This window comes from Ruegeria sp. SCP11 (assembly GCF_040329455.1).
Taxonomy (GTDB): Bacteria; Pseudomonadota; Alphaproteobacteria; order Rhodobacterales; family Rhodobacteraceae; genus Ruegeria; species Ruegeria atlantica_E.
The window spans coordinates 202,530-229,060 of sequence record NZ_JBDZYG010000001.1; the positions used below are offsets into that span (position 1 = coordinate 202,530).

Annotated in this window: 30 protein-coding genes; 18 read left to right on the top strand and 12 right to left on the bottom strand. The window is 57.6% G+C overall.

Features of this window, described 5'->3' with window-relative positions:
• The first annotated feature begins 1 nt into the window (after position 1).
• The 9 genes from secF to ABLN94_RS01060 all read left to right on the top strand — a co-directional run bounded on the left by secF (position 2) and on the right by ABLN94_RS01060 (position 5,488).
• A complete protein-coding gene (gene secF / locus ABLN94_RS01020; RefSeq protein WP_352988328.1) occupies positions 2-970 on the top strand; it encodes a protein translocase subunit SecF in 969 nt (322 codons plus the stop codon).
• Entirely contained in the window at positions 951-1,709 is a 759-nt protein-coding gene (locus ABLN94_RS01025; RefSeq protein ID WP_352988330.1) for a sulfite exporter TauE/SafE family protein, read from the top strand. The genes secF and ABLN94_RS01025 overlap by 20 nt, the downstream gene beginning before the upstream one ends.
• Before the next feature lie 8 nt (positions 1,710-1,717).
• Positions 1,718-2,071 carry an Mth938-like domain-containing protein gene (locus tag ABLN94_RS01030; RefSeq protein ID WP_352988332.1) on the top strand — a complete coding sequence of 118 codons (354 nt, stop codon included), beginning with the start codon at positions 1,718-1,720 and terminating at the stop codon, positions 2,069-2,071.
• Positions 2,072-2,138: 67 nt separating this feature from the next.
• Complete coding sequence (gene ccmA / locus ABLN94_RS01035; protein WP_170490883.1) at positions 2,139-2,753, top strand: heme ABC exporter ATP-binding protein CcmA; 615 nt, start codon at positions 2,139-2,141, stop codon at positions 2,751-2,753.
• On the top strand, positions 2,750-3,406 hold the full coding sequence (gene ccmB / locus ABLN94_RS01040; RefSeq protein WP_170382693.1) for a heme exporter protein CcmB: 657 nt from the start codon (positions 2,750-2,752) through the stop codon (positions 3,404-3,406). The genes ccmA and ccmB overlap by 4 nt, the downstream gene beginning before the upstream one ends.
• A gap of 61 nt (positions 3,407-3,467) precedes the next feature.
• Complete coding sequence (locus ABLN94_RS01045) at positions 3,468-4,241, top strand: heme ABC transporter permease (RefSeq protein WP_170490885.1); 774 nt, start codon at positions 3,468-3,470, stop codon at positions 4,239-4,241.
• Positions 4,238-4,396, top strand: a complete 159-nt coding sequence (gene ccmD / locus ABLN94_RS01050; RefSeq protein WP_352988334.1) for a heme exporter protein CcmD — start codon at positions 4,238-4,240, stop codon at positions 4,394-4,396. Before ABLN94_RS01045 ends, ccmD begins: the two co-directional genes overlap by 4 nt.
• Positions 4,389-4,928: a DsbE family thiol:disulfide interchange protein gene (locus tag ABLN94_RS01055; protein ID WP_170490891.1), complete on the top strand. Its 540-nt coding sequence runs from the start codon at positions 4,389-4,391 to the stop codon at positions 4,926-4,928. Before ccmD ends, ABLN94_RS01055 begins: the two co-directional genes overlap by 8 nt.
• Before the next feature lie 185 nt (positions 4,929-5,113).
• Entirely contained in the window at positions 5,114-5,488 is a 375-nt protein-coding gene (locus ABLN94_RS01060; RefSeq protein ID WP_352988336.1) for a group I truncated hemoglobin, read from the top strand.
• A gap of 73 nt (positions 5,489-5,561) precedes the next feature.
• Here ABLN94_RS01060 and acnA read toward each other — a convergent pair whose 3' ends face one another.
• Entirely contained in the window at positions 5,562-8,252 is a 2,691-nt protein-coding gene (gene acnA / locus ABLN94_RS01065) for an aconitate hydratase AcnA (protein WP_352988337.1), read from the bottom strand.
• Between the two features lie 221 nt (positions 8,253-8,473).
• On the opposite strand from acnA, the gene ABLN94_RS01070 reads away from it, so the two are divergent.
• Positions 8,474-9,175, top strand: a complete 702-nt coding sequence (locus tag ABLN94_RS01070; protein ID WP_352988339.1) for a DUF1223 domain-containing protein — start codon at positions 8,474-8,476, stop codon at positions 9,173-9,175.
• Here ABLN94_RS01070 and ABLN94_RS01075 read toward each other — a convergent pair whose 3' ends face one another.
• The 4 genes from ABLN94_RS01075 to purB all read right to left on the bottom strand — a co-directional run bounded on the left by ABLN94_RS01075 (position 9,176) and on the right by purB (position 13,581).
• On the bottom strand, positions 9,176-10,099 hold the full coding sequence (locus ABLN94_RS01075) for a lysophospholipid acyltransferase family protein (RefSeq protein WP_352988341.1): 924 nt from the start codon (positions 10,097-10,099) through the stop codon (positions 9,176-9,178).
• Between the two features lie 98 nt (positions 10,100-10,197).
• Positions 10,198-11,286 carry a flagellar motor switch protein FliG gene (locus tag ABLN94_RS01080; protein ID WP_352988342.1) on the bottom strand — a complete coding sequence of 363 codons (1,089 nt, stop codon included), beginning with the start codon at positions 11,284-11,286 and terminating at the stop codon, positions 10,198-10,200.
• A 68-nt stretch (positions 11,287-11,354) separates the two neighbouring features.
• Entirely contained in the window at positions 11,355-11,897 is a 543-nt protein-coding gene (locus ABLN94_RS01085; protein ID WP_352988343.1) for a tetratricopeptide repeat protein, read from the bottom strand.
• A gap of 379 nt (positions 11,898-12,276) precedes the next feature.
• Positions 12,277-13,581, bottom strand: coding sequence for an adenylosuccinate lyase (purB, locus tag ABLN94_RS01090; protein WP_352988345.1), 1,305 nt, complete (start codon positions 13,579-13,581; stop codon positions 12,277-12,279).
• 88 nt (positions 13,582-13,669) lie between these two features.
• Between purB and ABLN94_RS01095 the strand changes: the two genes are divergently transcribed.
• From ABLN94_RS01095 to ABLN94_RS01115, 5 genes are all read left to right on the top strand, one after another.
• Positions 13,670-14,002, top strand: coding sequence for a hypothetical protein (locus ABLN94_RS01095; RefSeq protein ID WP_352988347.1), 333 nt, complete (start codon positions 13,670-13,672; stop codon positions 14,000-14,002).
• The gene (locus ABLN94_RS01100; RefSeq protein ID WP_352988349.1) at positions 13,999-14,421 is read left to right on the top strand and encodes a DUF6314 family protein; all 423 of its coding nucleotides are present in this window, start codon (positions 13,999-14,001) and stop codon (positions 14,419-14,421) included. Before ABLN94_RS01095 ends, ABLN94_RS01100 begins: the two co-directional genes overlap by 4 nt.
• Positions 14,422-14,497: 76 nt before the next feature.
• Positions 14,498-15,085, top strand: a complete 588-nt coding sequence (locus tag ABLN94_RS01105) for a biotin transporter BioY (RefSeq protein ID WP_352988350.1) — start codon at positions 14,498-14,500, stop codon at positions 15,083-15,085.
• A gap of 137 nt (positions 15,086-15,222) precedes the next feature.
• Positions 15,223-15,783 carry a hypothetical protein gene (locus ABLN94_RS01110; RefSeq protein WP_352988352.1) on the top strand — a complete coding sequence of 187 codons (561 nt, stop codon included), beginning with the start codon at positions 15,223-15,225 and terminating at the stop codon, positions 15,781-15,783.
• A gap of 12 nt (positions 15,784-15,795) precedes the next feature.
• Positions 15,796-16,131 carry a hypothetical protein gene (locus ABLN94_RS01115; RefSeq protein WP_352988354.1) on the top strand — a complete coding sequence of 112 codons (336 nt, stop codon included), beginning with the start codon at positions 15,796-15,798 and terminating at the stop codon, positions 16,129-16,131.
• Between the two features lie 10 nt (positions 16,132-16,141).
• Here ABLN94_RS01115 and ABLN94_RS01120 read toward each other — a convergent pair whose 3' ends face one another.
• Positions 16,142-17,356, bottom strand: coding sequence for a bifunctional alpha/beta hydrolase/OsmC family protein (locus ABLN94_RS01120; RefSeq protein ID WP_352988356.1), 1,215 nt, complete (start codon positions 17,354-17,356; stop codon positions 16,142-16,144).
• 233 nt (positions 17,357-17,589) lie between these two features.
• On the opposite strand from ABLN94_RS01120, the gene ABLN94_RS01125 reads away from it, so the two are divergent.
• A complete protein-coding gene (locus tag ABLN94_RS01125) occupies positions 17,590-17,781 on the top strand; it encodes a hypothetical protein (protein WP_352988357.1) in 192 nt (63 codons plus the stop codon).
• Positions 17,782-17,785: 4 nt separating this feature from the next.
• Here the strand turns inward: ABLN94_RS01125 and dddP are convergent, their stop codons facing one another.
• On the bottom strand, positions 17,786-19,129 hold the full coding sequence (gene dddP, locus ABLN94_RS01130) for a dimethylsulfonioproprionate lyase DddP (protein ID WP_352988359.1): 1,344 nt from the start codon (positions 19,127-19,129) through the stop codon (positions 17,786-17,788).
• 123 nt (positions 19,130-19,252) lie between these two features.
• On the opposite strand from dddP, the gene ABLN94_RS01135 reads away from it, so the two are divergent.
• The gene (locus ABLN94_RS01135; protein ID WP_352988361.1) at positions 19,253-19,993 is read left to right on the top strand and encodes a heme-dependent oxidative N-demethylase family protein; all 741 of its coding nucleotides are present in this window, start codon (positions 19,253-19,255) and stop codon (positions 19,991-19,993) included.
• Positions 19,994-20,029: 36 nt separating this feature from the next.
• Here the strand turns inward: ABLN94_RS01135 and ABLN94_RS01140 are convergent, their stop codons facing one another.
• From ABLN94_RS01140 to ABLN94_RS01160, 5 genes are all read right to left on the bottom strand, one after another.
• A complete protein-coding gene (locus ABLN94_RS01140) occupies positions 20,030-20,944 on the bottom strand; it encodes a hypothetical protein (protein ID WP_352988362.1) in 915 nt (304 codons plus the stop codon).
• 199 nt (positions 20,945-21,143) lie between these two features.
• On the bottom strand, positions 21,144-21,932 hold the full coding sequence (locus tag ABLN94_RS01145; RefSeq protein ID WP_352988364.1) for a lytic murein transglycosylase: 789 nt from the start codon (positions 21,930-21,932) through the stop codon (positions 21,144-21,146).
• Between the two features lie 66 nt (positions 21,933-21,998).
• A complete protein-coding gene (locus ABLN94_RS01150; RefSeq protein WP_352988366.1) occupies positions 21,999-22,643 on the bottom strand; it encodes an MSMEG_1061 family FMN-dependent PPOX-type flavoprotein in 645 nt (214 codons plus the stop codon).
• Positions 22,644-22,743: 100 nt separating this feature from the next.
• On the bottom strand, positions 22,744-24,150 hold the full coding sequence (gene glnA / locus ABLN94_RS01155; RefSeq protein ID WP_352988368.1) for a type I glutamate--ammonia ligase: 1,407 nt from the start codon (positions 24,148-24,150) through the stop codon (positions 22,744-22,746).
• 33 nt (positions 24,151-24,183) lie between these two features.
• Entirely contained in the window at positions 24,184-24,522 is a 339-nt protein-coding gene (locus ABLN94_RS01160) for a P-II family nitrogen regulator (RefSeq protein WP_170489690.1), read from the bottom strand.
• Between the two features lie 170 nt (positions 24,523-24,692).
• Between ABLN94_RS01160 and ABLN94_RS01165 the strand changes: the two genes are divergently transcribed.
• Positions 24,693-26,381 (top strand): NAD(P)H-hydrate dehydratase, encoded by a 1,689-nt coding sequence (locus ABLN94_RS01165; protein WP_352988370.1) that lies wholly within the window; start codon positions 24,693-24,695, stop codon positions 26,379-26,381.
• Positions 26,382-26,531: the final 150 nt, after the last annotated feature.

A 26,531-nucleotide genomic window follows, 5' to 3' on the forward strand; every position in this document is an offset into this window, starting at 1 on the left:
CATGAGACTGAAACTCGTACCCCAGAACACCTCGTTCGACTTTTTCAGCCGCTGGAAAGTATGGCTGGGTATCTCGGCCCTGATGATGGTCGTGGCGTTCACGTCTTTCATGCTGCAAGGGCTGAACTTTGGCATCGACTTCCGCGGCGGCACCACGATCCGGACCGAAAGCGCGCAAGTAATTGACGTCGGCGCTTATCGTGACGCCATCGCGCCGCTTGAGTTGGGCGATGTCACGATTACCGAGATTTTCGATCCCACCTTTGGGCCGGATGAGAATGTCGCAATGATCCGTATTCAAGCCCAAGAGGATGCCGAGGCTGTCTCGGCTGCCACGGTCAATGCGGTGCAGGAGGCGCTGAAAGTTGCTGCGCCGGATATCGAGTTCGTATCCGTCGAATCCGTTGGCCCTAAGGTCTCGGGCGAGTTGATCCAGACCGCTGTGATCGCAGTGGTCCTCGCCATCGGTGCGGTGCTTGTCTACATCTGGCTGCGCTTTGAATGGCAGTTCGCGCTGGGGGCGGTGGCCGCGCTGGTGCATGATGTGATCCTGACCATCGGTATCTTCTCGGAACTGCAAATCCGTTTCGATCTGGCCATCATTGCAGCGTTGCTGACCATCGTCGGTTACTCGCTGAACGACACCGTGGTCGTGTTTGACCGGGTGCGTGAGAACCTGCGGAAGTACAAGAAGAAAGACCTGAAAGAGGTTCTGAACATCTCGATCAACGAAACCCTCAGCCGGACAGTGATGACCTCGGTCACCACGCTGCTGGCGCTAATCTCGCTCTATATTCTGGGCGGGGATGTAATCCGCGGCTTTGTCTTCGCAATGATCTGGGGTGTGATCGTGGGGACCTATTCTTCGGTTTTCGTGGCCTCGACCATTCTGCTGTGGCTTGGCGTCAAGCGCGACTGGTCCAAGCCGTCGAACACCGCTGGTAACCAGTTTGCCAACATCGACGCCTGAGTTTTTCGGCCAGTCCCCAACGGGGCTGGCCGTTATTCTATTCGCCGCATTCCTTGGCGGCATCGTCCGAGGGTTTTCCGGGTTCGGGACCGCGCTGATTTTCCTGCCCCTTTCCACCCCTTATCTCGGCCCGTTCGGTGCGCTGATCGGTCTGACTATCATGGACATTTTCGGACCGCTGCCGAACCTGCGCCGCGCGTGGCACGATGTGCATCGCAAGGATCTGATGCGGTTGGTGGCGGGGTGTGCGCTGCTCTTGCCCGTCGGGTTGTGGGTGCTGACAAAAGTCGAGCCCGAGGTCTTTCGTTATGCCGTAAGTCTGCTCGCACTATTCATGCTGGCCGTGCTGATCCTTGGTTTGCGTTATCACGGCCACGTCGGTCGGGGGATGGTTGCTGGTATCGGTGCAGCGGCGGGATTTCTTGGGGGCGTTGCTGGTTTGCCAGGCCCGGCCGTGATCCTTTTCTACATGTCGCGCCCTGTGCCGGTTGAGGTGATCCGCGCTACGATCCTGTTGTTTCTGTTTGCCTTTGACTTCCTCCTTTTGGGCTACCTGACCGGAATGGGGCGAATTACCTGGTCTGCGACGGCCTTGGGATTTGTGCTTGCGGTGCCCAATCTTGTCGGGAATTGGCTGGGCGGATGGCTCTTCCGCCCCGACCGCGAGAAACTCTATCGCGCTGCCGCTTATCTGGCGATAGCACTCGCGGCCTTGTCGGGCCTGCCGCTTTGGGGCTAGAAGACGCCATGCGCCTGAATGAGATCACCTACAATAATTCCGCCCCGGTCGATGGATACGGTCCCGGTTTTTTTCGGATTGGTGGGCAGGTCTATCAAGGTGCCGTACTGACCGGGCCGGCTGGAACTGTCGCTTGGGGCGGGTACGAGGACGAGGCACCGCTGCTGGCTCTCTCCGAGACCGTGGACGTATTGTTCATCGGCACGGGTGCGGACCTTGTCCATATCCCCTCGGACTTACGGGCGACATTGGAAAGCGCCGGAATGGGTGTTGAGATCATGAGCTCCCCGGCGGCTTGCCGTACCTACAACGTGCTGTTGTCCGAAGGGCGACGCATAGCGTTGGCTTTGATGCCAGTCTGACCATTCGCCACAGCCCTGCGTCAAATCTTGCCTTTTGCCCCTGACGGCAATGAGATAAGCGGGGCTCATGACATTGACTGTTACCGACCTAGCCATCGCCCGTGGCGGTGTCCCCGTGCTTGAGGGGCTGAGTTTTGCACTGCATCCGGGCAAAGCGCTGATTCTGCGTGGGCCGAATGGGATCGGGAAGACCACATTGCTGCGGACGCTGGCTGGACTGCAGCCACCGCTGGCCGGGCAGGTAGACGGGGCCGAGGATCAGATCGCCTATGCCTCGCATTCGGACGGGTTGAAGCCGACCCTAACAGTTATCGAAAACCTGACCTTCTGGGCTTCGGTCTTCGGCACCCATGACATTCAGGGCGCACTTGACGCATTTGCGCTGAACGAACTGGCTGACCGGCACGCGGGCAACCTGTCGGCGGGGCAGAAACGGCGCTTGGGTCTGGCACGGATGCTGGTGACGGGGCGGCCGATCTGGATGCTGGATGAACCAACAGTTTCGTTGGATCGCAATGCAGTACAGATGTTTGCCGATGCCGTCCGCGCGCATCTAGGGCAGGGCGGGTCCGCACTGATCGCGACCCACATTGACCTTGGCCTGGACGGGGAAGTTCTGGACGTAGGTCCCAACAAGGCCAAGCCCAAACCCATCGACGATTTCGACGGAGGCTTCCTGTGATCGCCCTGTTGCTGCGAGACCTGAAACTGGCCTTCCGCGCTGGCGGAGGATTTGGCCTTGGTCTGGCTTTCTTTCTGATCGTGACGGTTCTGGTACCCTTTTCAGTGGGCCCGCAATCCTCTCTGCTTTCAACCATCGCACCGGGTGTCCTATGGCTGGGCGCGCTACTGGCTTGCCTGTTGTCGCTGGACCGCCTGCTGGCGCTGGATTGGGAGGACGGCTCGCTTGACTTGCTGGCCACCGCGCCTCTGCCTCTTGAGTCGGTGGTTTCGATCAAGGCGTTGGCTCATTGGCTGACCACCGGCCTGCCGCTGGTTCTGGCAGCTCCTTTTCTGGGGGTGCTGCTGAACCTGCCAGTGCCGGGGTTTTTCTGGCTGGTGATCTCGCTGCTGATTGGCACTCCGGCGATGAGTGTCATCGGAACCTTCGGTGCCGCCCTGACTGTTGGCCTCAAACGCGGAGGGTTGTTGTTGTCGCTTCTGGTTCTGCCGCTCTACGTGCCAACCCTGATCTTTGGGGCGGAAGTGGCCCGCCGCGGTGCCACGGGTATGGAAACGCAAACCCCGCTGCTGATGCTGGCAGGGATCACGGCGGCCACGATTGCCCTGCTACCATTTGCCAGCGCCGCAGTGCTGCGCATCAACCTTCGGTGACGCGTTCAAACTTTGACCAATGTCAATTGAGAACGGCCCCGACTCGGACTAGATAAGGCCCATGTCTATCGCAGCCAAAGCCAACGCCCTCTGGGAATACGCCAACCCGCGGAAGTTCCTCGCGACAAGTGAGCGGGTAATGCCGTTTTTCTGGGTAACGTCGCTTGCCTGTATCGTTGTGGGTTTGGTGTGGGGGTTCTTCTTCACGCCGGACGACTACAAGCAGGGATCGACCGTCAAGATCATCTACCTGCATGTCCCGGCAGCGCTGATGGCCATCAACTGCTGGCTGATGATGTTGGCAACCTCGCTGGTCTGGTTGGTGCGACGTCATCACGTGAGCGCGCTGGCAGCCCGTGCGGCGGCGCCTATAGGCATTGTGATGACGCTGATCGCACTGGCGACCGGAGCGATCTGGGGCCAACCGATGTGGGGCACCTGGTGGGCCTGGGACCCGCGCCTGACCTCCTTCCTGATCCTTTTCCTGTTCTATCTGGGCTATGTCGCCCTGTGGGAGGCTATCGAAGATCCCGATACGGCGGCCGATCTGACCTCGGTCCTATGTCTGGTGGGGTCGGTCTTTGCGCTCCTCAGTCGCTACGCCGTGAATTTTTGGAATCAGGGGCTGCATCAGGGCGCATCCGTGATGCGGGCCGCTGCCGTGACAGGGGCGGACACCGAGGAGAAGGTCAGCAATATTTATTTCTACCCGCTGCTGCTGTGCATCATCGGGTTCGTGCTACTGTTCATCGCACTTGTCTTGTATCGTACTGGCACTGAAATTCGCGCGCGGCGGATCAAGGCGCTGCTGGCGCGGGAAAGGGTAAGCGAATGATCCCTGATCTTGGAAAATATGCCGATACGGTTCTTTGGTCCTATGCGGCCTCGATTGTACTGCTGGCGTTGCTGATTGTGTTCAGCATAGCTCGCGGGCGCAAAGTGCGTTCGGAAATGGAGAAGGTCGAACAAAGGATGACGCGCAATGGCTAAGATTTCGCCCATGATGCTTGCGCCTCCACTGATCTTTGGCGCGTTTGCCGTGATGGCGGGCATAGGCATGTTTCGCGATGATCCTGATGCGTTGCCATCAGCCCGCCAGGGCCAGCCAGCGCCGCCAGTGGTTTTGACCGAGTTTCCGGGCAAGACGGCGTTCGACGATGAGACCCTGCGCGATGGTGAGATCAAGCTGGTCAACTATTGGGCCAGCTGGTGCGCACCCTGTCGCGTCGAACACCCGAACCTTGAGGCGTTGTCCAAGGAGGGCATTCCAGTCTACGGCATCAATTACAAGGATCAGTTGGGCAATGCCGAGGCGTTCCTGGCCGAGCTGGGTGACCCCTACAAGGGCATCGGACGAGATGAGCAGGGGCGCATGGCGCTGGACTGGGGCGTATATGGCGTACCGGAAACGTACGTGGTTGATGGCAACGGCAAGATCATCCTGCGCTTTGCCGGGCCGGTCACTCAACGCGTGATCGAAAGTACCATCCGCCCGGCCTTGGAAGAAGCAGCGGGACACTAGGGGTTAGCCCATTTTTTGATCACTGCCAAAATCCTCCTGGTGAGGGTGTGCGATCTGCCGGATCTTTACCTCTTACGCCGGTAATTCGGTCGTCCAACGCCGAGCAGTTAATTTGACCAATGTCAATCAACGCCTGACGCGGTTTGGTATTCATTCCAAATCACTAACCGACAGACGGAAACGCCATGACTGAACAAGCGAGCCTTTATGGCCGATTGGGTGGCTATGATGCCATCGCGACATTTGCCGAAACTCTGATGCCTAAAATGATGGCTGATGAAGTCTTGGGCCGGTTCTGGGCCCATCGCGGTGCAGACGGGATCGCCCGCGAGCATCAGTTACTGGTCGACTATCTCGTCGCCAAAACCGGCGGTGCGCTGCACTATACCGGGCGCGATATGAAGATTACCCACGTGGGAATGAAAATCAGCGAGGATGATTGGGGCCGTTTTTTGGGGCATGCCGTGGATAGCATGAACGCCTTGTCGATCCCGGCCGACATGCAGGGAGAGATCGCGGAATTTGTCGCCAGCCTGAAAGACGACATCGTCGAGGCTTGAACGGTTGCTTAAACCCAAACGAAAAAGGCCATCAGCATAGCTGGTGGCCTTTATTTTGTATTGAAACAGGCTATTAGCTCGCTTTCGCCAAGTTTCTTAGCACGTATTGCAGCACACCGCCGTTCTCGATGTATTCGATCTCGGGCGCGGTATCGATGCGGCACTTGAGGGTGATGGTTTTCTCGGTGCCGTCGCAGTAGGTAATGGTACAGGGTACCTCTTGCAGCGGTTCAACCGTTTCCAACCCGTTGATCGAAACGGTCTCATCCCCCTTCAGCCCCAACGTTTTGCGGGTGTCGCCGCCGGTGAACTCGAACGGGATCACGCCCATTCCAACCAGGTTCGATCGGTGGATGCGCTCAAAACTCTCAGCGATCACGGCCTTGACACCCAGCAACGCCGTACCCTTGGCGGCCCAGTCGCGTGAGGACCCCGCGCCGTATTGCTCGCCACCGAACACCACCAGAGGGGTGCCCTGCGCCTGATAGGCCATCGAAGCCTCATAGACCGAGGTCTGCTGTCCGTCGGGGCCTTTGGTATAGCCGCCTTCGACGCCGTCCAGCATCTCGTTCTTGACACGGATATTGGCGAAGGTGCCGCGCATCATGACCTCGTGGTTACCACGCCGAGACCCATACGAGTTGAACTCACGCGGTTGTACCTGACGGTCAGTCAGATACTTGCCGGCCGGTGTCGTCGTTGCGAAGGAACCGGCGGGTGAGATGTGGTCGGTAGTGATCATGTCGCCCAGGATCAGCAGAACCTTGGCACCGTCGATGTTTGAGATCGTGCCCGGCTCAGGCCCCATGCCCTGGAAATAGGGCGGGTTCTGGATATAGGTCGAGGTCGGCGGCCAGTCATAGGTTTCTTGCTGCGGAACCTCGACCTTTTGCCACTTTTCGTCGCCCTTGAACACGTCGGCGTATTTCGACTGGAATGCGTCGCGGGTCACGGTGGCCTGCACCAGGTCAGCTATTTCGCTTTGAGTTGGCCAAATATCCTTCATGAATACATCGTTGCCATCTTTGTCCTGGCCGATCGGTTCCGAAGTCAGGTCGATATCCATGGTACCCGCCAGTGCGTAGACGACGACTAGTGGCGGCGAAGCCAGGTAGTTGGCGCGCACATCGGGTGAGATGCGCCCTTCGAAGTTGCGGTTGCCCGACAGGACCGATGTAGCGACCAGATCGCCCTCGGCAATAGCCTCGCTGATCTCCCTCTGTATCGGACCCGAGTTGCCGATACAGGTGGTGCAGCCATAGCCCACAAGGTTGAACCCGATGGCGTCCAGATGCTCTTGCAGACCGGCGGCCTCAAGATATTCGGACACAACCTGAGATCCCGGCGCCAGCGAAGTCTTCACCCAAGGCTGACGGTTCAGGCCCAGCTCATGCGCCTTTTTTGCCACCAGACCGGCGCCGATCATCACGTAAGGGTTCGAAGTGTTGGTGCAGGAGGTAATCGAGGCAATCACGACCTTGCCCGATTCCATGCCGTAGTTTTCGCCTTTGACTTCGACCTGTTTGCCCATCGGCCGTTTGAAGGTTTCGGCCATTTCTTTGGTGAAGGCCGTCTTGGCGTCGGTCAGGGCGACATAGTCCTGCGGGCGTTTGGGACCCGAGATCGCGGGAACGATCGTGCCCATGTCCAGCGTCAGCGTGTCGGTATAGATCGGGGCGTAGTTCTCATCACGCCAGAGACCGTTTTCCTTGGCATAGGCTTCGACCAGCGCCAGACGGTCCTCATCCCGGCCGGTGTTGCGCATGTAGCGCAGGGTCTCACCGTCGATGGGGAAGAAACCACAGGTGGCGCCATATTCGGGGGCCATGTTGGCGATCGTCGCGCGATCCGCCAGCGGCAGACGGTTCAGACCTTCGCCATAGAACTCGACAAACTTGCCGACCACGCCCTTTTCGCGCAGCATCTCGACGACCTTCAGCACCAAATCAGTGCCTGTGGTGCCTTCGACCATCGCGCCGGTCAACTCAAATCCCACAACTTCGGGGATCAGCATCGAGATCGGCTGACCCAGCATTGCGGCCTCGGCCTCGATCCCGCCGACGCCCCATCCTAGAACAGCCATGCCGTTGACCATCGTGGTGTGGCTGTCGGTGCCTACCAGCGTGTCGGGGTAGGCGACCTCATCACCGTTTTGGTCGGTGTCAGTCCACACGGTCTGCGCCAGATATTCCAGGTTCACCTGGTGGCAGATACCGGTGCCGGGTGGGACTACACGGAAGTTGTTGAACGCCGACTGGCCCCATTTCAGGAACTGATACCGTTCCATGTTCCGTTCGTATTCGCGGTCCACATTCATCTGGAAGGCGCGTGGGTTGCCGAATTCGTCGATCATCACCGAGTGGTCGATGACCAAATCCACAGGGTTCAGCGGGTTGATCTTTTGAGCGTCACCACCAAGGCCTTTGATGCCGTCCCGCATCGCAGCAAGGTCCACAACAGCCGGTACACCGGTAAAGTCCTGCATCAGAACGCGAGCAGGGCGGTATGCGATTTCGCGTGGGTTTTTACCGCCGTTGGCCGCCCACTCCCCGAAGGCCCTGATGTCGTCGACCGAGACAGAAAACCCGTCATCCTCGAACCGCAACATGTTCTCCAACACCACTTTTAGCGCGGCGGGCAGTTTTGAAAAATCGCCTAGGCCAGCTTCTTGTGCGGCGGGGATGGAATAATAGGAAATGGATTTACCACTCACGCTCAGTTTCCGACGTGTCTTGGCTGTATCCTGACCGACTTTGATGGGCATATGTTGGCCTCCCTCTCAAATAACTTGGATTTTGGGATTCGCTGTTTGTTTTCTTTAACATGATTGCTTTGCATTCAAGGTATAGATACCTAGATTACAATTTGTATGCACAGGTATACAAATCAAGTTTGTTTGGTCAAAAATCTCAAGAAACATTGATTGGAGGTTGAACGCCGATCCGTTTAAACCGGTTGAGCACCCTCAGAAGCCCGAGTTTTCATATGTTTCGAATTGCTCCAGCGACCGTCTGCCTTTCCCTGTTTTTTGCCACCTCAGCTGTGGCTGATAGTGACCCGGTTGTGGTCGAGCTATTCACTTCGCAAGGTTGCTCGTCTTGCCCGCCCGCTGACCGGCTGATGCATGATCTGGCACAGCGCGATGATGTGATCGGACTAGCCCTGCATGTGGATTATTGGGACTATATCGGGTGGGAGGACGAATACGCCAAGCCCGATCACACCAATCGTCAGCGCGCCTATGCGCGGCAGGGTGGGCGGTCGATGATCTACACGCCGCAGATGGTAGTAAACGGGCAGCATGACGTGGTTGGCGCGCAATCGCGTGAGTTGGACCGGTTGATTAATGCACATCTCAAAGCTGCCCCCGAGGCCGAGGTCAAAGCGGACCGAACGGGCAATGAAGTCTCCGTTTTTGTTTCACCCGTCGAACTGCCTGAAGGTGAGACTTATGATGTTCGGCTGGTGCAGTATTCACCGATGCGTCATGCCTCGATACGCCGCGGAGAACTTGCGGGTCACGAACTGGACTACGCAAATGTTGTGGAATCCTGGCAGTTGGCCGGGCAGTGGGACGGGGTTGCGCCGCAAGAGTTTTCGACGGTGTTGACCACAGAACTTCCAGCTGTGGTTCTGGTGCAAAGAGTCGGTCACGGCCCGATCGTAGCTGCCGCCAAAGTTGAGTGATCAGGGCATGTCCTCGGGCTGTACCCCCAAACCTTTCCATGCCTTCCAGCGCCGGTGAATCCAGAACCATTGGCCCATATGCTTTCGGACCACGGCCTCAAGATCATCATTGGTGAACTGAGTCATGGTTGAGGGATCGGTGTGTGGAACCGGATCGTGCAGAACGATTTCAAAATCAATCCCGTTAGGTTGGCGAATGGCGTAGCAAGGGATGAGTTCAGCTTTGTATTTTATCGCCAATTCGGCGTTTAGAACCGATGTTACGGCGGGCTTGCCGAAAAAGGTTAGTTCCTCACCGCCATGCGCATGCAGGTCTGAGACAATGGCGATAATGCCGCCTTTCTTGAGTGAGCGTACCATCTCGACCATCCCGCGGCGCCCTTGTTCAAACATGGGCGCACCGGTTTTGTAGAAGGCCTCGACGTACATATCGTTGAAGTACGGGTTCGCCATACGGCGATAGAGGCATCCGATAGGCTGGCCGCTGCGGGTTTGAAGGGCGATCCGTGCCGCCAAGTAATGACCGAAATGCGCAGTGATCATCATGACCGGACGCCCTTCGGCCACGGCGGCATCAAAGGCGGCCACACCGGGGCCTGAGACCTTTGCAGTAGCCTGACGTGCGGTGAACCCTTCGGGCGAGAAATGCTCCATAATCGCGCGGCCTGCGTTGTCGGGAACGGCGCGGCAGATGCGTTTCACCTCGGCGTCGGGCAGGTCGGGGCAGGTCAGTTTCAAGTTTTTTTGTACGCGCTTCGTGAAGCCGACCAAAGGGGCGACTCCGCGTACAATGGCTCCCATTGTCGCGATGCGCCGCTCGTAGGGCAGCAGGCGCATTGCCCAAATCACGCCTTTCAGAAACAGACCGCTGACATAATATTTCCGAAGAGCCGCGCGGCTGAGTTCCGATTTTTCGACGGGCATAATCTGGTCTCACCGGCTGTTGCGATTTGCCGGGCCAGACATACAAGGCGCGTGCTCTGACCACAAGCGTTCCTATCTATTGGTTGCAAAGGCGTTATTTACTCCTCGCTGTCTTCTTCGATGAGTGTGATCGCTCCCTCAGCAACGAGGTTCCGAATGGCACCAACAACCTGCGTCATCGCCTCTTCGGCCTCAGCTCGTTTGACTTTACCACGATCACCGATTTCTTCGCGCAGGTTGTCAGCCATTCTTGAAGACATGTTGCAGAGAAGGAATTCAGCCGTAGCTTGATCATCATCTGCTGCGGACCCGGCAAGCGCAGTGATCAGATTGGCTTGGTCTACACGGCGCAGAATTGCCGGAACGTCCCGTGGCAAAACCTGAGATGGAATATGCGCAAAGGTAAAGATCGAACGACGCACAACGCTGGCAAAATCCGAATCCTCCTCCTCTAGGGCGGTTAATAAACCGTCACGTGTGGAGGCAGCCGATTGGTTCAAAATCGCACCCACCCGCGCCCCGGGGCCATCGGCAAAAGCTTGGGATGGCCGCTGGTCCAGCTGCGCCGCCAGCGACCAGCCGATGCGGTCGACCGCTTCGGGTGTCACATTGGTGGTTTTGGAAATCGCATAAGTGATCCGTCGCGCAACCGGGCCGGGCAGGTGCCCTAACAGTTGTGCTGCCTTTGCCGTTTCCAGTTTCGATAGCATCACGGCGGCAATCTCCGTACTCTCCGCCTGCGCCATCGTGGCCAGATCCTCGGTCGGGATTTCGCGCAGACGTTGCCACGGATCGCCGATCTGGCGCACTCCGGCAACCTTGCGAAGACGCGCCGCTGTCGCCGGGGCGATCTTGCCATTAACAGCATCCAAGGCACCTGCCAGCCCATGAGGGAAAGACAGGCCCAGACCCTCAACTGCCTCTGCAAACTCGTGCGCCACGGCATCCAGCGTAACCCGGTCCACCAAACCCATCTGCCCCAGCTGATGGGTCAGTTTTTCCTGCAACTCGTCGGGAAGTTCTTCCAGAGGTATGTCGGCACCCTCGTTCAACAATAGTCGAACTACGACTGCGGCCTTCTGCCGGGTACTGAGCGCACGAGGGACGACGCGAGGTGCATCGTCATTCCGGTCGACCGTCGGAGCCGCGCCCGGGGCCACCTGTACCAAAGTGTTTGTGTCCTGCATCTGCCTGCGGTGTCAAAGTTGCGTTCCACAGGCAGAGTAGGAAGAGTCGGGTAAAGAAACCCTGAAACTTAGTAGCTATAGGTCAGCCCGGTGCGGATCGCTTCACGCAGGGAGGCCTCGGCCCAGGTGCCTTCACCGCCACGCGCTTTGATCTCGCGCCATTGCTCGATTGCTAGATCGGTTCTGCCTTCAGCAACAAAGCCCTGACCCATATAGCTGCGGGCCAAAATGTTGTCTGGATTGGTTTCGATGGCGTTGTTGTAGAATAGGTTGGCCAACTCAAGCTCGCCCATTTTCCGATAGGTAAAGCCCCAGTAGGTCAGCACACGGTCGTCGTCCTGATCCATGATGCGCAGAATGCTCTGCGCGTTTTCAAACTGCCCATCATAGGCCAGTTCGCGCACGGCGTCATACAGCTCATCCTGAGTAAAGTTGGTCTTGTTCGGCTTCACACAGCGGCCCGCGTCTTTGTCGTATACGCGACCAAACAGGCATTTTTTGGTTGTATTCGTTGGTTTGGGGGCGGTGCTGCCGCCACCACCGGCTGCACATACGACCGGTGCAAAGGCAAAAGCCTGAAGGGCAATAGCTGAAACCAATACGAGACGCATTTTCCTACTCCATTCTCTAAGCTGCTCAGATCAAGCATAGCGCGATCTGATAAAAAGCTAACAATCGCGCTCTCGCTTTTATTCACAAGTAGGAAAGAAAATCTTCAGCTGTTGGTGATTTTTGCGCAGGTTTGGGTTTCGGAATCCCAGTACGTACCTTCGGCGCAAGACTGGGTTTGCTTGGAGTGAGCACTGCAAGCCAGTGCAACGGATGCTGAACAGCTGAGGGCAAAGGCGCAAATCAGTGTGCGGATCATGGTGTTTCTCCGATTAGGAAATTCACTCACAACATACCCGAATTCGCCAAGCCTTGCAAAAGAACAAGGCCCGGATCGCGAAATGCGAACCGGGCCCATTGAACCATTTGAACAGTCTGGTCTTATTCGCCGAACACGCGGGCGAAGATTGTGTCGACGTGCTTGGTGTGATAGCCGAGGTCGAATTTCTCTTCGATCTCCTCCGGGCTCAGCGCAGCAGTCACATCGGGATCCGCCAGCAGTTCCTCTTTGAAGTCGGTGCGGTGTTCCCAGACCTTCAGCGCGTTGCGCTGAACCATGGCATAGGCATCTTCGCGGCTAACACCGGCTTGGGTCAGCGCCAGCAGAACCCGCTGGCTCATCACCAGACCCGGGAACTTATTCATGTTCTCGATCATGTTCTCAGGGAAGATCAGCATCTTGTCGATCACGCCTGTCAGTCGGGCCAGCGCAAAGTCCAAAGTGATTGTGGCATCCGGCCCGATCATGCGTTCTACCGAGGAATGCGAGATATCACGCTCGTGCCAAAGCGCCACATTCTCCATCGCTGGGATCACGGCCGCGCGCACCATGCGCGCCAGACCGGTTAGGTTCTCGGTCAGGACCGGGTTTTTCTTGTGCGGCATGGCCGACGAGCCTTTCTGACCCATCGAGAAGAACTCGGCCCCTTCCAAAACCTCAGTCCGCTGCATGTGGCGGATTTCGATGGCGATGTTTTCGATGCTGCTGGCGATGACGCCCAGCGTTGCGAAAAAAGCGGCGTGGCGGTCGCGGGGGATGACCTGCGTGCTGATCGGCTCGGGTACCAGACCCAGCTGGTCGCAGACGTGCTCTTCCACACGCGGGTCGATATTGGCGAAGGTGCCGACGGCACCGCTGATCGCGCCCGTTGCGATCTCGGCGCGCGCGTCCCGCATCCGGGACAGGTTGCGGTCCATCTCAGCGTAGAAGCGGGCAAAGGTCAGGCCCATTGTGGTGGGCTCGGCGTGAATGCCGTGGCTGCGGCCGATACGGATAGTGTTCTTGTGTTCAATCGCGCGGCGCTTGAGGGCGGCCAGCAAATCTTCGAGATCGGCGATCAGCAGGTCGGCGGCGCGGGTCAGTTGCACGTTCAAGCAGGTGTCCAGCACGTCTGAGCTTGTCATGCCCTGATGCACAAACCGCGCCTCTTCGCTGCCAACATGTTCAGCTAAGTGCGTCAGGAACGCGATGACGTCATGCTTGGTGACGGCCTCGATCTCGTCAATGCGGGCCACATCGAATTCTACGTCCTTGGCCTTCCAAACGGCCTCGGCGTTTTCACGCGGGATCACGCCCAGATCAGCCATGGCGTCGCAGGCATGGGCTTCGATCTCATACCAGATGCGGAACTTGGTCTCGGGCGACCAAATGGCGACCATATCGGGGCGGGAATAACGTGGAATCATTGGCGGCGAGACCTTTTTGTGGTTGGGATAGGGCGTTCGCGCGCGGTTTAAACCCGCAACCCCGAGGGAACAAGGCACGAGTACAGGTATGAGACGGTTTGCCCTGATTTTGGCCCTTTGGCCCGGCATTTTGGCCGCAGAAGAGTTCCGAACACTCACAGGAGACGAGATTCTGGCGGCCCTGACGGGCAAAAAACTCGATTACGGAGATGGCGTCTGGCAGACTTTCGACGCGACGATGCTAACGCAGTATGTCGCGGATCGTCCCAGCGCAGGCCGTTGGGCGGTCCGCGAGGATCAGTACTGTTCCCTCTGGCCGCCTTCGGACCTGTGGGCTTGTTATGACGTTCAGCAAAACGGCGATGTGATCCGGTTTGTGGACGAGTCCGGTGAGACCACCGACGGAACCTTCGCCGAATGACCCTGCCGAGCAGTCTTTCCGACTTCGAGGGCAATTGGAGCCTGAGCCGTACCATTCACGATGCGCGGGCAGGGCATGTCGCTCAGGCTGAAGGTCATGCGGTTTTGCACCCGTCTGATGATGGTTTGATCTATGACGAGGAGGTCTCGCTGCACATACCGGGGCAGGCAGAGATGAAAGGGACACGGCGTTATCTGTGGCGGGATGCAGACGATTGGATCGCGATCCATTTCGATGACGAACGGTATTTTCACGCATTGAAGCTTGGTCAGTCACAGTCTAGGGATCATCATGATTGTCCGCCAGACAGCTATGATGCGGTTTATGATTTCTCCGGCTGGCCCATATGGTCCGTGAGTTGGACCGTGAAGGGACCACGGAAAGCCTATGAAATGAAAACCGAGTACCGCCATCGATAGCGCAATCATGTTGAAGTATCGATGTGAAACAGGCATTCATGTGTCTGAATTTCCATCCGAACATGGAGAAACGAGAATGAATATGACTGTTCTGGCTGAGGCAATTGGTCCGCGCGAAGGCACTGCACTGCGCGTGAAACAGGTTGTGCTGGTGGCTTTGGGTATTCTGGCTTTGGCGATCGCCGCGAAGATCAAAGTACCGATGTGGCCGGTTCCGATCACTATGGGCACCTTTGCCGTGTTGACCATCGGCACCGCCTATGGTGCGCGTCTGGGTCTGGTCACCATGCTGGGATACCTGCTGGTCGGCGCGCTGGGCTTTGACGTTTTCGCGGGGTCCTCGGCTGAAAAATTTGGCCTGACCTACATGATGGGCGGCACCGGAGGCTATCTGGTCGGTTATCTGCTGGCCACCGTATTGTTGGGTGCGCTGGCGGCGCGCGGTTGGGATCGCTCGGTCGGAAAGCTGGCGCTGGCACTGGTTCTGGCCAACATTGTAATCTACGTGCCTGGCCTGCTGTGGCTGGGTCAGCTCTTTGGCTGGGACAAGCCGATCCTGGAGTGGGGCCTGACACCGTTCCTGCTGGGTGATGCAATCAAGCTGGCACTGGCCGCGTTGCTGATCCCCGGTCTTTGGAAACTGGTTGGCAACGCCCGCACCTGATTTCCACTTAGCTCTTACAGGCTCGCGTCCGGAGCGATCCGGCGGCGGTTTTTTTATACTCTTGTGAAAGAGATGCTGGACAAAGCCGATCCTCAGAGTTCAATCTGATGCCAAAGAAATCATCAGGTTATTGAGATATGCGTTTTTTATCTGGCTCAACCGTCGCCGCCTGCACCGCCTTGTGGCTGGGGGCTTTGGCTCCTGCGTCGGCGGACTCTCCGGTTACATATACAGACACGGGGCGCGCATTGTTCAGCTTTTCCGTACCCGACTTTTGGGCGGTGCGCACCGGTGGTCCGCGTGAAATTGAAGACACCGAACTTGGCGATCTCAGAGCGGTTGCGCGCGTCATGGCGATACGACCTGTGACGGATGACAATGTCTGGATGGGGTTTGTCTCACCGGCCGGTGTCACCTCGATCGAAGGCGGGCTGCAGTATCTTGAGGATATTGACAAGTTTCTCGTCGAAGATCCTTCGATCTCCAGCACCTCCGATACCCGTATTGGCGGATTACCCGCGCGAGTGATCCGGGGCGCCGGCACCCGTGATGGGCGCGGCATCAATTTCACGGCCACAGTAATCGACCTGCCGAACGGTCGTGTGGCGGTTGCCGTGGCGATCCTGCGCAATGGTGCCGACCCGGCCTATGTCGATGACCTGAACGCCGTTTTCGCGTCGTTCCGGGCCTTGCAGTAAGGAGATGCGCAGATGATCAGCAAACGTATCAAGCGTGCAATTCTTGCGCTGGGGCTTGGCGCGGCAAGTTTCACTCTTTCGGCCTGTGATGGCGTCTCGGTCGGCGTCGGTTACAGGTACGGTTATGACCCGTTCTATGACTCGATGCTGTGGAACGACTATTACCGACGGGGGGTAAGTGCTCCCCGCCCACCGCGCCCGAAACCGCCCGAAGGCAAGCCTCCACCGCGGCCGACACCGCCGATCGCCAAACCGCCTGCGCGTCCGCCAGTTGCTCGGCCCCCGGTGGCGCGACCACCTGCGGCAAGGCCACCGATCCATCGCCCGGCTCCGCGAGCACGCGGATAGTCTTAAAGGGTTAGGCCAGCAACTCTGTGGTAATATGGGCCGACGCTTCCAGTGTTCTGTGAACGGGGCACTTGTCGGCAATCTCCAGCAAGCGGGCGCGCTGTTCCTGATCCAGCGGCCCCTCAAGGCGGATTTTACGGCGGAAGTGGTCGATCTTACCATCTCCGGCCAGACCTGCATCTTGTCCGTGAACCTTGTTGTGGCAGACGTCGACGGTGATGCCTGTAAGCGGCCACCGCTTGCGCCGTGCGTACATGCGGATCGTCATCGACGTGCATGCACCAAGACCCGAGGACACGAATCCGTAGGGCGACATGCCCTTGTCAGTACCGCCGTAGGACTCGGGTTCGTCCGCCACTGCGTGATGCCGAGGACCGGACTGGATGTCCTGCAGAAAGCCAGAGGGATCAACCTCAGTCACACGCACCACGCCTTCGGGTGCGCCCGGAGGTGGCGCGGGTGGGCAAAGCGTGACGTATCGCTTGACCCAGGCCGCGATAACGTCGGCCGCATATTCGGCATCTGCGGCGCGCGTGATCAGATGATCGGCATCGTCCAACGTGACAAAGCTTTTGGGGTGCTTGGCGGCCAAAAAAATGGTGCTGGCATTGTCAATGCTGACGGTTTCATCGCGGGGGGCGTGCAGGATCAACAGTGCAGCTTTCAGATCAGCAATTGCCGGGGCTAGGGCGGATTCCGAGATGTCATCTACGAAGGCCTTGCCGATGCGGAACGGACGCCCGCCCAGCATAACTTCGGCCGAGCCGTCCTGTTCGATCTGTGGCAGGGCTTCTGCGAAATGATGAGAGACATGGCCCGGATCGGCGGGCGCACCCAGCGTGACCACCGCCTTGACGCTGGGAATGCCCGCACGCGCGCGCAGAACCGCGGCTCCGCCCAGCGAATGCCCGATCAGAAGAGCTGGGGCCATGTTGCGCCCGGCAAGGTAATGCGCGGCGGCGATCAGGTCTTCGACATTCGAGGTAAAAGTGGTGTTGGCAAACTCTCCCCCCGAATGGCCCAAGCCTGTGAAATCAAAGCGTAATACGGCAATACCCATTGCTGCCAAGCGGGCGGCTATGCGGCGGGCAGCCGGGATATCCTTGGAGCAGGTAAAGCAATGCGCAAACAGTGCCGTCGCCAGAACCGGCCCATCCGGCAGATCAAGGCGCGCAGCCAACTGGTTGCCGTCGTGACCGGCAAAAGTAATGCGTTCGGTGGGCATGGCTATTCCTTACATATCGGGATGGGACCAATACTGTGTGCTTCCGTCTGGTGTCTCAACCCCATTGTAAGAAGCGTCACGGGAAGGTGAGTAAATGGTATATCTTCATCCCTATGTCAGTCACTTCTGCGGTTCACGTTTTGTGATGTTATTCATGTCAAACATTCGTTTTTATAATTTAAAGTTTGCGCCCATCTTACGGCTGTCACACACAATCAGCCAAGGAGGCACACATGGCACATACAGCATCCGCCCCACGAGGCGTTGGCTTTCGCTCCGATCTTTTGATAATCATCGCGCTGACCGGAGTTCTGGGTTTCGCACTGGGCCAGAACTGGCCGGTTGCGGCACCAACCTCCGTCGAAGCCGCCATTCCGTCCGAGGACTGGCACGGCAATGTCCGGCGCTCTACCTGGCCGGACTGAGCCGTTATGCCTGACCCATCAACTGCGGATCGAATGGGTAGGTGGTGAGGTTCTCATACCCGTCCTCGGTGATCAGAACTTGATCCTCCAGCTTGATCGAGAAGTCGCCTCCGACCTCGCCGCAGGCGGCTTCGACGCAAAGAACCATGCCGGGCTCAAGCGGATAGTCGTAAGAGCCCGCCACCGCCTTGTCCGGATAGGCAACCAGAGGCCATTCATCGCACAGACCCACGCCATGCATCAGGCAGCCATATTTCTGGGCCTGAAACTTATCGTCCAGCTTATGCGCATTGGCGGTTAGTTCAGGGATCATCACGCCGGGTTTGAGCATCTCCATATTGGTCATGATGTGCTCATGCGCATGCTGCATGGCGTAAACCATGTCTGGGCGCGGCTTTTCATCGCCGATCCACCATGTACGAGAGATGTCGATGCAGATGCCATAAGACCCGATCAGGTCAGTATCGAAGGCGATGATCTCGTTCTTTTGCGTGATCCGCGGCCCACATTCCTGAAACCATGGATTGGTACGCTGGCCCGAGGCCAGCAGGCGGGTCTCGATCCATTCACCTCCCCGTCGGATGTTTTCGACGTGCAGGACAGCCCAGATGTCATCTTCCGAAGTCTTTCCGTTGCCCACATTGGCGCGGGCGAATTTCTCCATCTCGGCTACCGCGGTTTCGCAGGAATGGTGGGCGCAGCGCATGGCCATGATCTCGTCCGGGCCTTTGATAGCGCGGGTCTTTTCTGTGACCTCTTCGCCTTCCATGATCTCGAAACCTTGGGCCTCAAGCGCGCGCAACCCGTGTAGCATGATCTTGTCGACTGCCAGGCGTTTGTTGCCGCCGCCATGCTCGTCGATCAGTACCCGAACTTCGTTCGAGAACACATCGGCCTGAACATCCACCTTGTCGCCCCGGTCGAAATAGAACAGGTCCGCGCCCGAGCGTTGTTCCCGCACCAGAGGGTTGAATTTCGACAGGAATGGCGAGTTCTTATAGTCCCAGATCACCATGTAGCCATCGGCACACAGCAACACCGCACGGAACGGGTTATGGGTGTTCCACAACTGCATGTTGGTGCTGTCGGTTGCATAGCGGATGTTCAGCGGGTCAAACATTAGCAACCCACCATAGCCGCGATCCACGATGGCTTTGGTCAGACGTTTCCAGCGATATTCCCGCATCCGCGCCAGGTCGGGCAGAGCAAGACCAGCCGCTTCCCACTCGGAAAAGGCCAACTGCGTCGGGCCGATCTCGATCCGATCATTCTCGTTGGGGGTGCCGTCGCCAAGGGTCGCGCCTTTGGTCGGGTCGATCTTGCGGTTGTCTCGATAATGCTGGTTCATGGTGGGTCTCCCTGCCTAGTTTTGCAGCGTGGAGAATCAATTCTGCCGCGTCTTTAAAGTTTGCGACTGCGCGTCGGTCGCTTTTTGACCGACAACCGGGCGAGCAGGTGATAGGTCCGACATATGACGATCTTGCAGACCTCAATCCCCTATGACCCACTGACGCCACGGCCCTTACCGGGTATTCAGCCCACCAGCATGGATGGATGGTTGCTCCGTGATGATGCTTTTGCCGCCCAGATGCAGCGACGCACAGCACTGCTGGCGGAGCGAAGGGAGGATGTTCTGGCGCTGGACGCCGGTGCAGAACCGGCCGCGCAGGAGCTTTTGGACTTGGTCCTGCTACACGCTTATCCGGGGTGTTCAGACCACGCCACACGCCCTGACGGCCAAGTTGTTGAAATCGATCGCACCCGGCCCTTGGAGACGTTGTGCCAGTTGGCGCAGGAGGATTTCTGTATCCTGCAAAAGCACGGCGATGAACATGTTCTGACTGGAGCCATTTTGTGCTTTCCTGCCAGTTGGAGCCTATCAGAAAAGTTTATGCGCCCCTTGGTCGACATTCATGTTCCGGTGGCCAGCTATGACGGTGACATCGCGCGGCGGGTGCAACGATTATTTGATGGGATACAAACGGGGCGACCGCTTTGGCGGTTCAACGCGCTGTGGTACGACGACGCCGAGCTGTACCAACCTCGCCGCGCCAGCGAACGGCGTGACATCACGGATCCGGTGAAAGCACCTTTTTTGCGAAGCGAGCGACAGACGCTGTTGCGGCTGCCAAACACGCGGGCCGTAGTCTTTTCGATTCATACCTACGTGATTGAGGCCGAACGACTGCGCAAAATGGAAAACCCCGCCTGATGGCGGGGCCTCCAAGGAGGGTCTTCGGGTCTGGTGTTACATGCCTAGCGCGTTGGCGACACCGGCGAGTGCTCCGCTTGTGCTGAGAGCGGAGATTGCGACGGAGTAGGCAAGTACCTGAGTGTTGAGGCGAAAATCTTCGCCCCTGATCAGGTTCACTGCGGCGAGGGAGGCCGCAATGGGAACCGACACGCTAGCCACGGCTCCAGTCAATCCCCACGTTGAAAGTCGCAGGATATCGCTGGGCTTGTCGTGGTCGAGGGGGGCCGTGTCTTCGTTCCCATCAGAGGGCTGCTCGATTGGTTCTGTCCGAAAAGCGATGCTGAGCAACTGCTCATCCGACAGCTGGATCGGCCGGGCTGCTGGCGTCAGCGCCTCTTTTTGTGGCTCATCCAGTTGGTCTTCATCAGTAATGTTCAGCCCCGCGAACGGGCCTGTTACTGCCTCAAAAATCTGTCTTCTGTCTCGTTGTTTGGAAGGTGTCAAAGTGTCGAATGCACTCATGAATTGTTCGATGGTCAGGACGGTATTCGGCGACAGCCATTCGACACGCTGCGTCGCGCAGATATCGACCATCCGATAAAGCATAACCACCAGCATAAGCTCGGATATCTCGGTATCATCCAGCAAGGCGGACACAGGCGAAATGGTGATTGACAACCGGTTATTCGGCAAAGTCACAATCGGTCTACGGCTGGTTTTCAGCCCTGCCGCGCGATCCATCCGCTCGAACCGGTCTTCGGAGTCGGCTAATTGCGTGTCCAGAGTAAGACGCACCAGATATTGGCTGGATACGATACTGGCCTCGGACTCGCTCAGGATGCTCTTGCGCTCGACCAGGTGGCCATAGTCTTCCAAAGTCGCCGCGACGATCGCTCCGAAACGCTCGATCGCATTATCGGTCCCGCCGTTGAATTGAAGACCACCATGATAGCTGTGCTTCGGTGCCACTGCGCATTCCTTTGTCGCATCTTGTCTTGGGAAACAGGTTAACAAGGGATATGGGGCAGATTTTGACGAAAATGGAAAAAAATGAGAAAACGGTGGGATTGATTACTCTTTGGAAACCTAGGCATTTTGGGGGCTGCTTAATATCTGTGGCAACAATGTGGCTGGATTGGGGAGGGGGCACGTATCTTTGTGGCGAAGATCAGCCATCGATTCGGGCAGCCATGATCGCAATGGACTGCTGATAGACCGAGGCTGCGTTCCATTGCTGGATCACCCTAAAGTTCGGTTGCCCCGGTTGATAGCCGCGACCCGGTTTCCACCCTTTCTGCCGAAGAAAATTGGCGGTTGAGGCCAGTGCGTCGGTCATATTGTAGAAATCGACGCGACCGTCACCCGTGGCATCGACACCGTAGGTCAGCGCGTTCCCCGGTAAGAACTGAGTGTGCCCCAATTCACCATGCTTCGCGCCTTTGGTAGCTGTCGTAATGCTGCCTTGATCGACCAGTTTCAGAGCGCCGATGGCATGTGGGATAAAGAACTCGGATCGGCGACAATCATAGGCCAACGTTGTGATTGCTGAAACAACCTGACTGTCTCCCATGAAATTCCCAAACCCTGTTTCCATTCCGTGTATCGCGATCAGCACACCACTTGGCACGCCATATTGGCGCTCAAGGGCTGCGTAGAACTGCGGGTTGCGAGCCTTGCGTTTGCGTCCTTGGGCCACGATGGTGTCGGCACCGCGGACTCGCATGAATTTGTCCAGGGAGTATTTGAAGCTTTTCTGATTGCGGTCCGCTGCAATGGTACGGTTCGCGTATTGGCTTTGGGCCAGGGCCTGTAATCCCTTCTTCTTGACCCCTGCGCGTTTGGCCTGTTTCGCGAAATCCTGTTTCCAGACGTCAAAGCCATTACTGGTGTTGCCGCAGGGCGCCGCAGCCGCGAAAGAGGGCAGGACCAAAGCGAGAATAATTGCAAATCGAAGCATCAGCAAAACCCGGTTAAATGAAATTCTAAGAAAAGGGTACGATGCATTTCCTCATCGGCAAAGGCGTTAATACAGGTCCAGTTCGTCTGTCGCCTTTAAGCTTTCGAACCACTCTTCCGGCGTTTTGTTGATCTTGGCATGTTTGACCATCATCGCGTTCATGTTCGGCAGGTCAGACGAGTCCGGCCAAGCCTCTGGCTGCCACAGGTTCGACCGAATGACGCATTTGGGGCAATGCGCGAAAACGGTCTCGATATGGACAAGCAGGGTCAGTTTTGGGGCGCGGTCGTTGACTGCCATGCTTGCAAGCAAGTCAGAATCTTTGCAGATGCGGGCCGAACCACGTATGCGCAGCGTTTCCATTTTGCCGGGCACGAAGAAAATAAGGCTTACGCGCGGGTCCCGCAAAACGTTGTGAAACGTGTCTACGCGTTTGTTGCCGGGGCGATCTGGAATTGCGATCAGAGTGTCCGACAGCACTTGCACGAACCCTTCTGGATCGCCGCGAGGTGAGATGTCCAGATAGCCATCAGGGTTGGCCGAAGCGATCAGGCAGAACGTGGATTTGGCGATGAAGTCGCGGCACATCTGGTCCAGAGCCGAAAGCTCCTTAGCCAAGATCTGGGGCAGGGGCGCGCCGGTGATGTGTTCCAGTTCTTCCGCCGACGTTACGAAGTCCGTGTATTGCGAGAAGGGGGCGTCAGATGACATGCAATCTCTCCTAACCGGGTGGGTCGAGTGTGAAAGATCATGCCCAACGAAACAAGGGCGCCCGAATGGACGCCCTTGCCAAGTTAAGTCTGCAACCGGATCAGCAGCTGTAGTACATGCCGTATTCAACCGGGTGTGGGGTGTGCTCGTAGGTTTCGACCTCTTCCATCTTCAGTGCGATGTAGCCGTCGATCTGGTCTTTGGTGAACACGTCGCCCTGCAGCAGGAAGTCGTGATCCGAAGCCAGAGCTTCCAGAGCTTCACGCAGCGAGCCGCAAACGGTCGGGATGTCGGCCAGTTCTTCGGCAGGCAGATCGTACAGGTTCTTGTCCATGGCTTCGCCCGGATCGATCTTGTTCTTGATGCCGTCCAGACCGGCCATCAGCAGAGCAGCAAACGCCAGGTAGGGGTTTGCGGCCGGATCGGGGAAGCGGGCCTCGACACGCTTGGCCTTCGGGCTTTCGGTCCACGGAATACGGACACAACCCGAACGGTTACGGGCCGAGTAGGCGCGCAGAACAGGAGCTTCGAAACCCGGGATCAGACGCTTGTAGCTGTTGGTCGACGGGTTGGTGAAGGCGTTCAGGGTCTTGGCGTGCTTCAGAACACCGCCGATAAAGTACAGCGCTTCGTCCGAAAGGTCGGCGTACTTGTCGCCTGCAAACAGCGGCTTACCGTCTTTCCAGATCGACATGTTCACGTGCATGCCGGTGCCGTTGTCGCCTGCGATCGGCTTCGGCATGAAGGTGGCCGATTTGCCGTAGGCGTGCGCAACGTTGTGGATGACGTATTTGTACTTCTGCAGCTCGTCGGCCTGCTTGGTCAGGCTGTCAAAGATCAGGCCCAGTTCGTGCTGACAGGACGCAACCTCGTGGTGGTGCTTGTCCACTTTCATGCCCAGACGCTTCATGGTCGACAGCATTTCCGAACGCAGATCCTGTGCTTCGTCGATCGGGTTGACCGGGAAGTAGCCACCTTTGACGCCCGGACGATGGCCCATGTTGCCCATCTCGTACTCGGTGTCAGTGTTCCACGATGCGTCGGTTGCATCAACTTCGTAGGATACCTTGTTGATGCTGTTCGAGAAACGAACGTCGTCGAACAGGAAGAATTCAGCTTCGGGGCCCATGTAGGCGACGTCACCGATACCCGATGCTTTCAGGTACGCTTCTGCTTTCTGAGCGGTGCCGCGCGGGTCGCGCTCATACGCTTCGCCGGTGTCAGGTTCGACAACCGAGCAGTGCACACAGATGGTTTTTTCCGCGTAGAACGGATCGACATAGGCGCTTTCGGTGTCGACCATCAGCTTCATGTCGGATGCTTCGATCGACTTCCAGCCAGCGATGGACGAACCGTCGAACATGAAGCCTTCTTCCAGGAAATCTTCGTCGACCTGATCAGCCATCAGGGTCACGTGCTGAAGTTTGCCGCGCGGGTCGGTGAAACGAACGTCGACGTACTCTGCGCCTTCGTCTTTGATCAGCTGAAGAACTGCGTCCTTGCTCATACTTACTATTCCTCTGAGTTGAAGAGTGGTCTGTTACAGCGCTTCCGAGCCGGTCTCGCCGGTACGGATGCGAATGGCTTGTTCAACGGGCGAGACAAAGATCTTGCCGTCACCGATCTTGTCGGTCTTGGCGGCGGATACGATGGCCTCGATTGCGGCGTCAACCTGATCATCGTCCAAGACGACCTCGACCTTCACCTTTGGCAGAAAGTCGACAACGTATTCCGCACCGCGATAGAGCTCGGTATGGCCTTTCTGACGACCGAAACCCTTTACCTCGATCACGCTGAGGCCTTGAACACCCACGTCCTGCAGCGCCTCTTTCACTTCGTCCAGTTTGAACGGTTTGATGATCGCTTCGATCTTCCTCATCCCGGGCTCCCTATTACACTTGTCAGGACCGCAATGATCACGTCTAAGATCGGGCGGCAATCCGATTGCGAAAATGGCCACGCTCGCGTGCGGAGAAATTAGGTGGCAGGTGAAATTTTGATCGACTTGCACAAAAAGTAATCAGAATTGAATCGCTGGGGGAAATTGAGATGACGGAATTACTGACAGCCGCCCAGATGCGGGCCATCGAACAGGCCGCGATTGAGTCCGGTGAGGTGACCGGACTGGAGCTGATGGAGCGGGCCGGGCAGGGCGTTGTCGAAGCGATTTTCAAAGAAAGGCCGGAGTTGGCGAAGACCCAAGGTACAGCCGTAGTTTTGTGCGGGCCGGGAAACAATGGCGGCGATGGGTTTGTGATCGCCCGACTGCTTAAAGACTGGGGTTGGGAGGTCGAGGTTTTTCTATTCGGAGAGCCAAAGAAACTTCCACCGGACGCACGTAAGAATTACGAGAGGTGGAGCACGCGCGGACCGACCGAAAAATTGACCGCTAAAGCTGTGGAACAGGGCCGCCGACCAGACGTTTTGGTTGACGCCATGTTTGGCACTGGCTTGTCTCGGTCGATCCCGTTGGAATTGGCCCAAGCCTATCATTCGGTCGCGGCGCGTCATGTGGACGAAAGGCATCCCTGGCTCGCACCATTTTATCGTGTTGCAGTTGATTGTCCTTCGGGGTTCGACACAGACAGCGGCAAGTTCCTTTTCCCTGATCCTCCGGAAAACACAGGGGACGAGCAAAGGGATATTGAGGCTCGTTCGAACTGGTGGGAAAAAGACGCTTCAGAAAGGCTACTTCGGCCTGACCTAACAGCAGTTTTTCATCGAAAGAAGGTTGGCCATGCGCTCTCGGATTCATGCGGCAAGGTGCACGTGGTAGATATCGGGCTGGGGGCTGAGGATAGGCATCCCGGTCATCTCAAATCTCAAAGGCCAAAGGATACGGTTGTTGGTTTGGAGTTTGATGGGGCAAAGGGGCTGCCCGGACAGGTTTGGCCTTGGTGCGATCTCGCCAAAAAACCGGGAGTAGGGCAGCACAAGTACGGCTACGGCCACGCCTTGGTACTTTCGGGCGGTGCAGGAAAAACCGGAGCCGCGCGACTTGCGGCGCGAGGGGCCCTGCGGATTGGGGCGGGATTGGTGACGCTGGGAGTGCCGCCGTCCGCCCAAATGGAGGTTGCTGCGCATGTAACTGCCATCATGTTGCAGCGGGTTGAGGGCGGGAGTGGCCTCTCTGATGTGTTGGCGGATGAACGGCTGAATGCGTTGTGCCTTGGCCCCGGAATGGGAGTGGAGCGTGCACGGGAAATGGTGCCGATTGCTCTAGGCGCAAAGCGCGCGACGGTTTTGGACGCCGATGCGCTGACGGCTTTTGCGGATGATCCCGCTTCATTGTTTGCGCAGTTGCACGAAAATTGTGTTCTGACCCCGCATGGGGGTGAGTTAGCCCGGTTATTCCCTGATATTTCCGAAAAACTGACGGCGATACCTACCAAAGGCCCCGCCTTTTCCAAGGTAGACGCGACGCGAGAAGCTGCCAAACGGGCCGGCTGCGTTGTTCTGTTCAAAGGGCCGGGCACCGTGATCGCGGCGCCGGATGGACGATGTTCGGTCAATGCGGCTACGCAGGAACGCGCCGCGCCGTGGTTGGCGACGGCAGGTTCTGGCGACGTTCTGGCAGGATTCATTGCGGGATTACTGGCGCGCGAGTTCGAACCAATGCAGGCGGCGGAAGTGGCGGCGTGGTTACATGTTGAATGCGCGCGGACGTTCGGGCCGGGTCTGATTGCTGAGGATTTGCCCGAGCAATTGCCTAAAGTTTTTAAAAATTTGAATATGTGACTTTTTGAGCGGGAATTGGCCGATCAATCGCATCTTCGGCGGCAAATAGCCGACGGGGTTGCTGTGACGTCAAAGTGAGTGTTTGCCAGGTGTATGGCTGAGCGTCAGAATCCGCTTGGATTGGGGCTCCAACCGCGGTGGTGTTGCAGT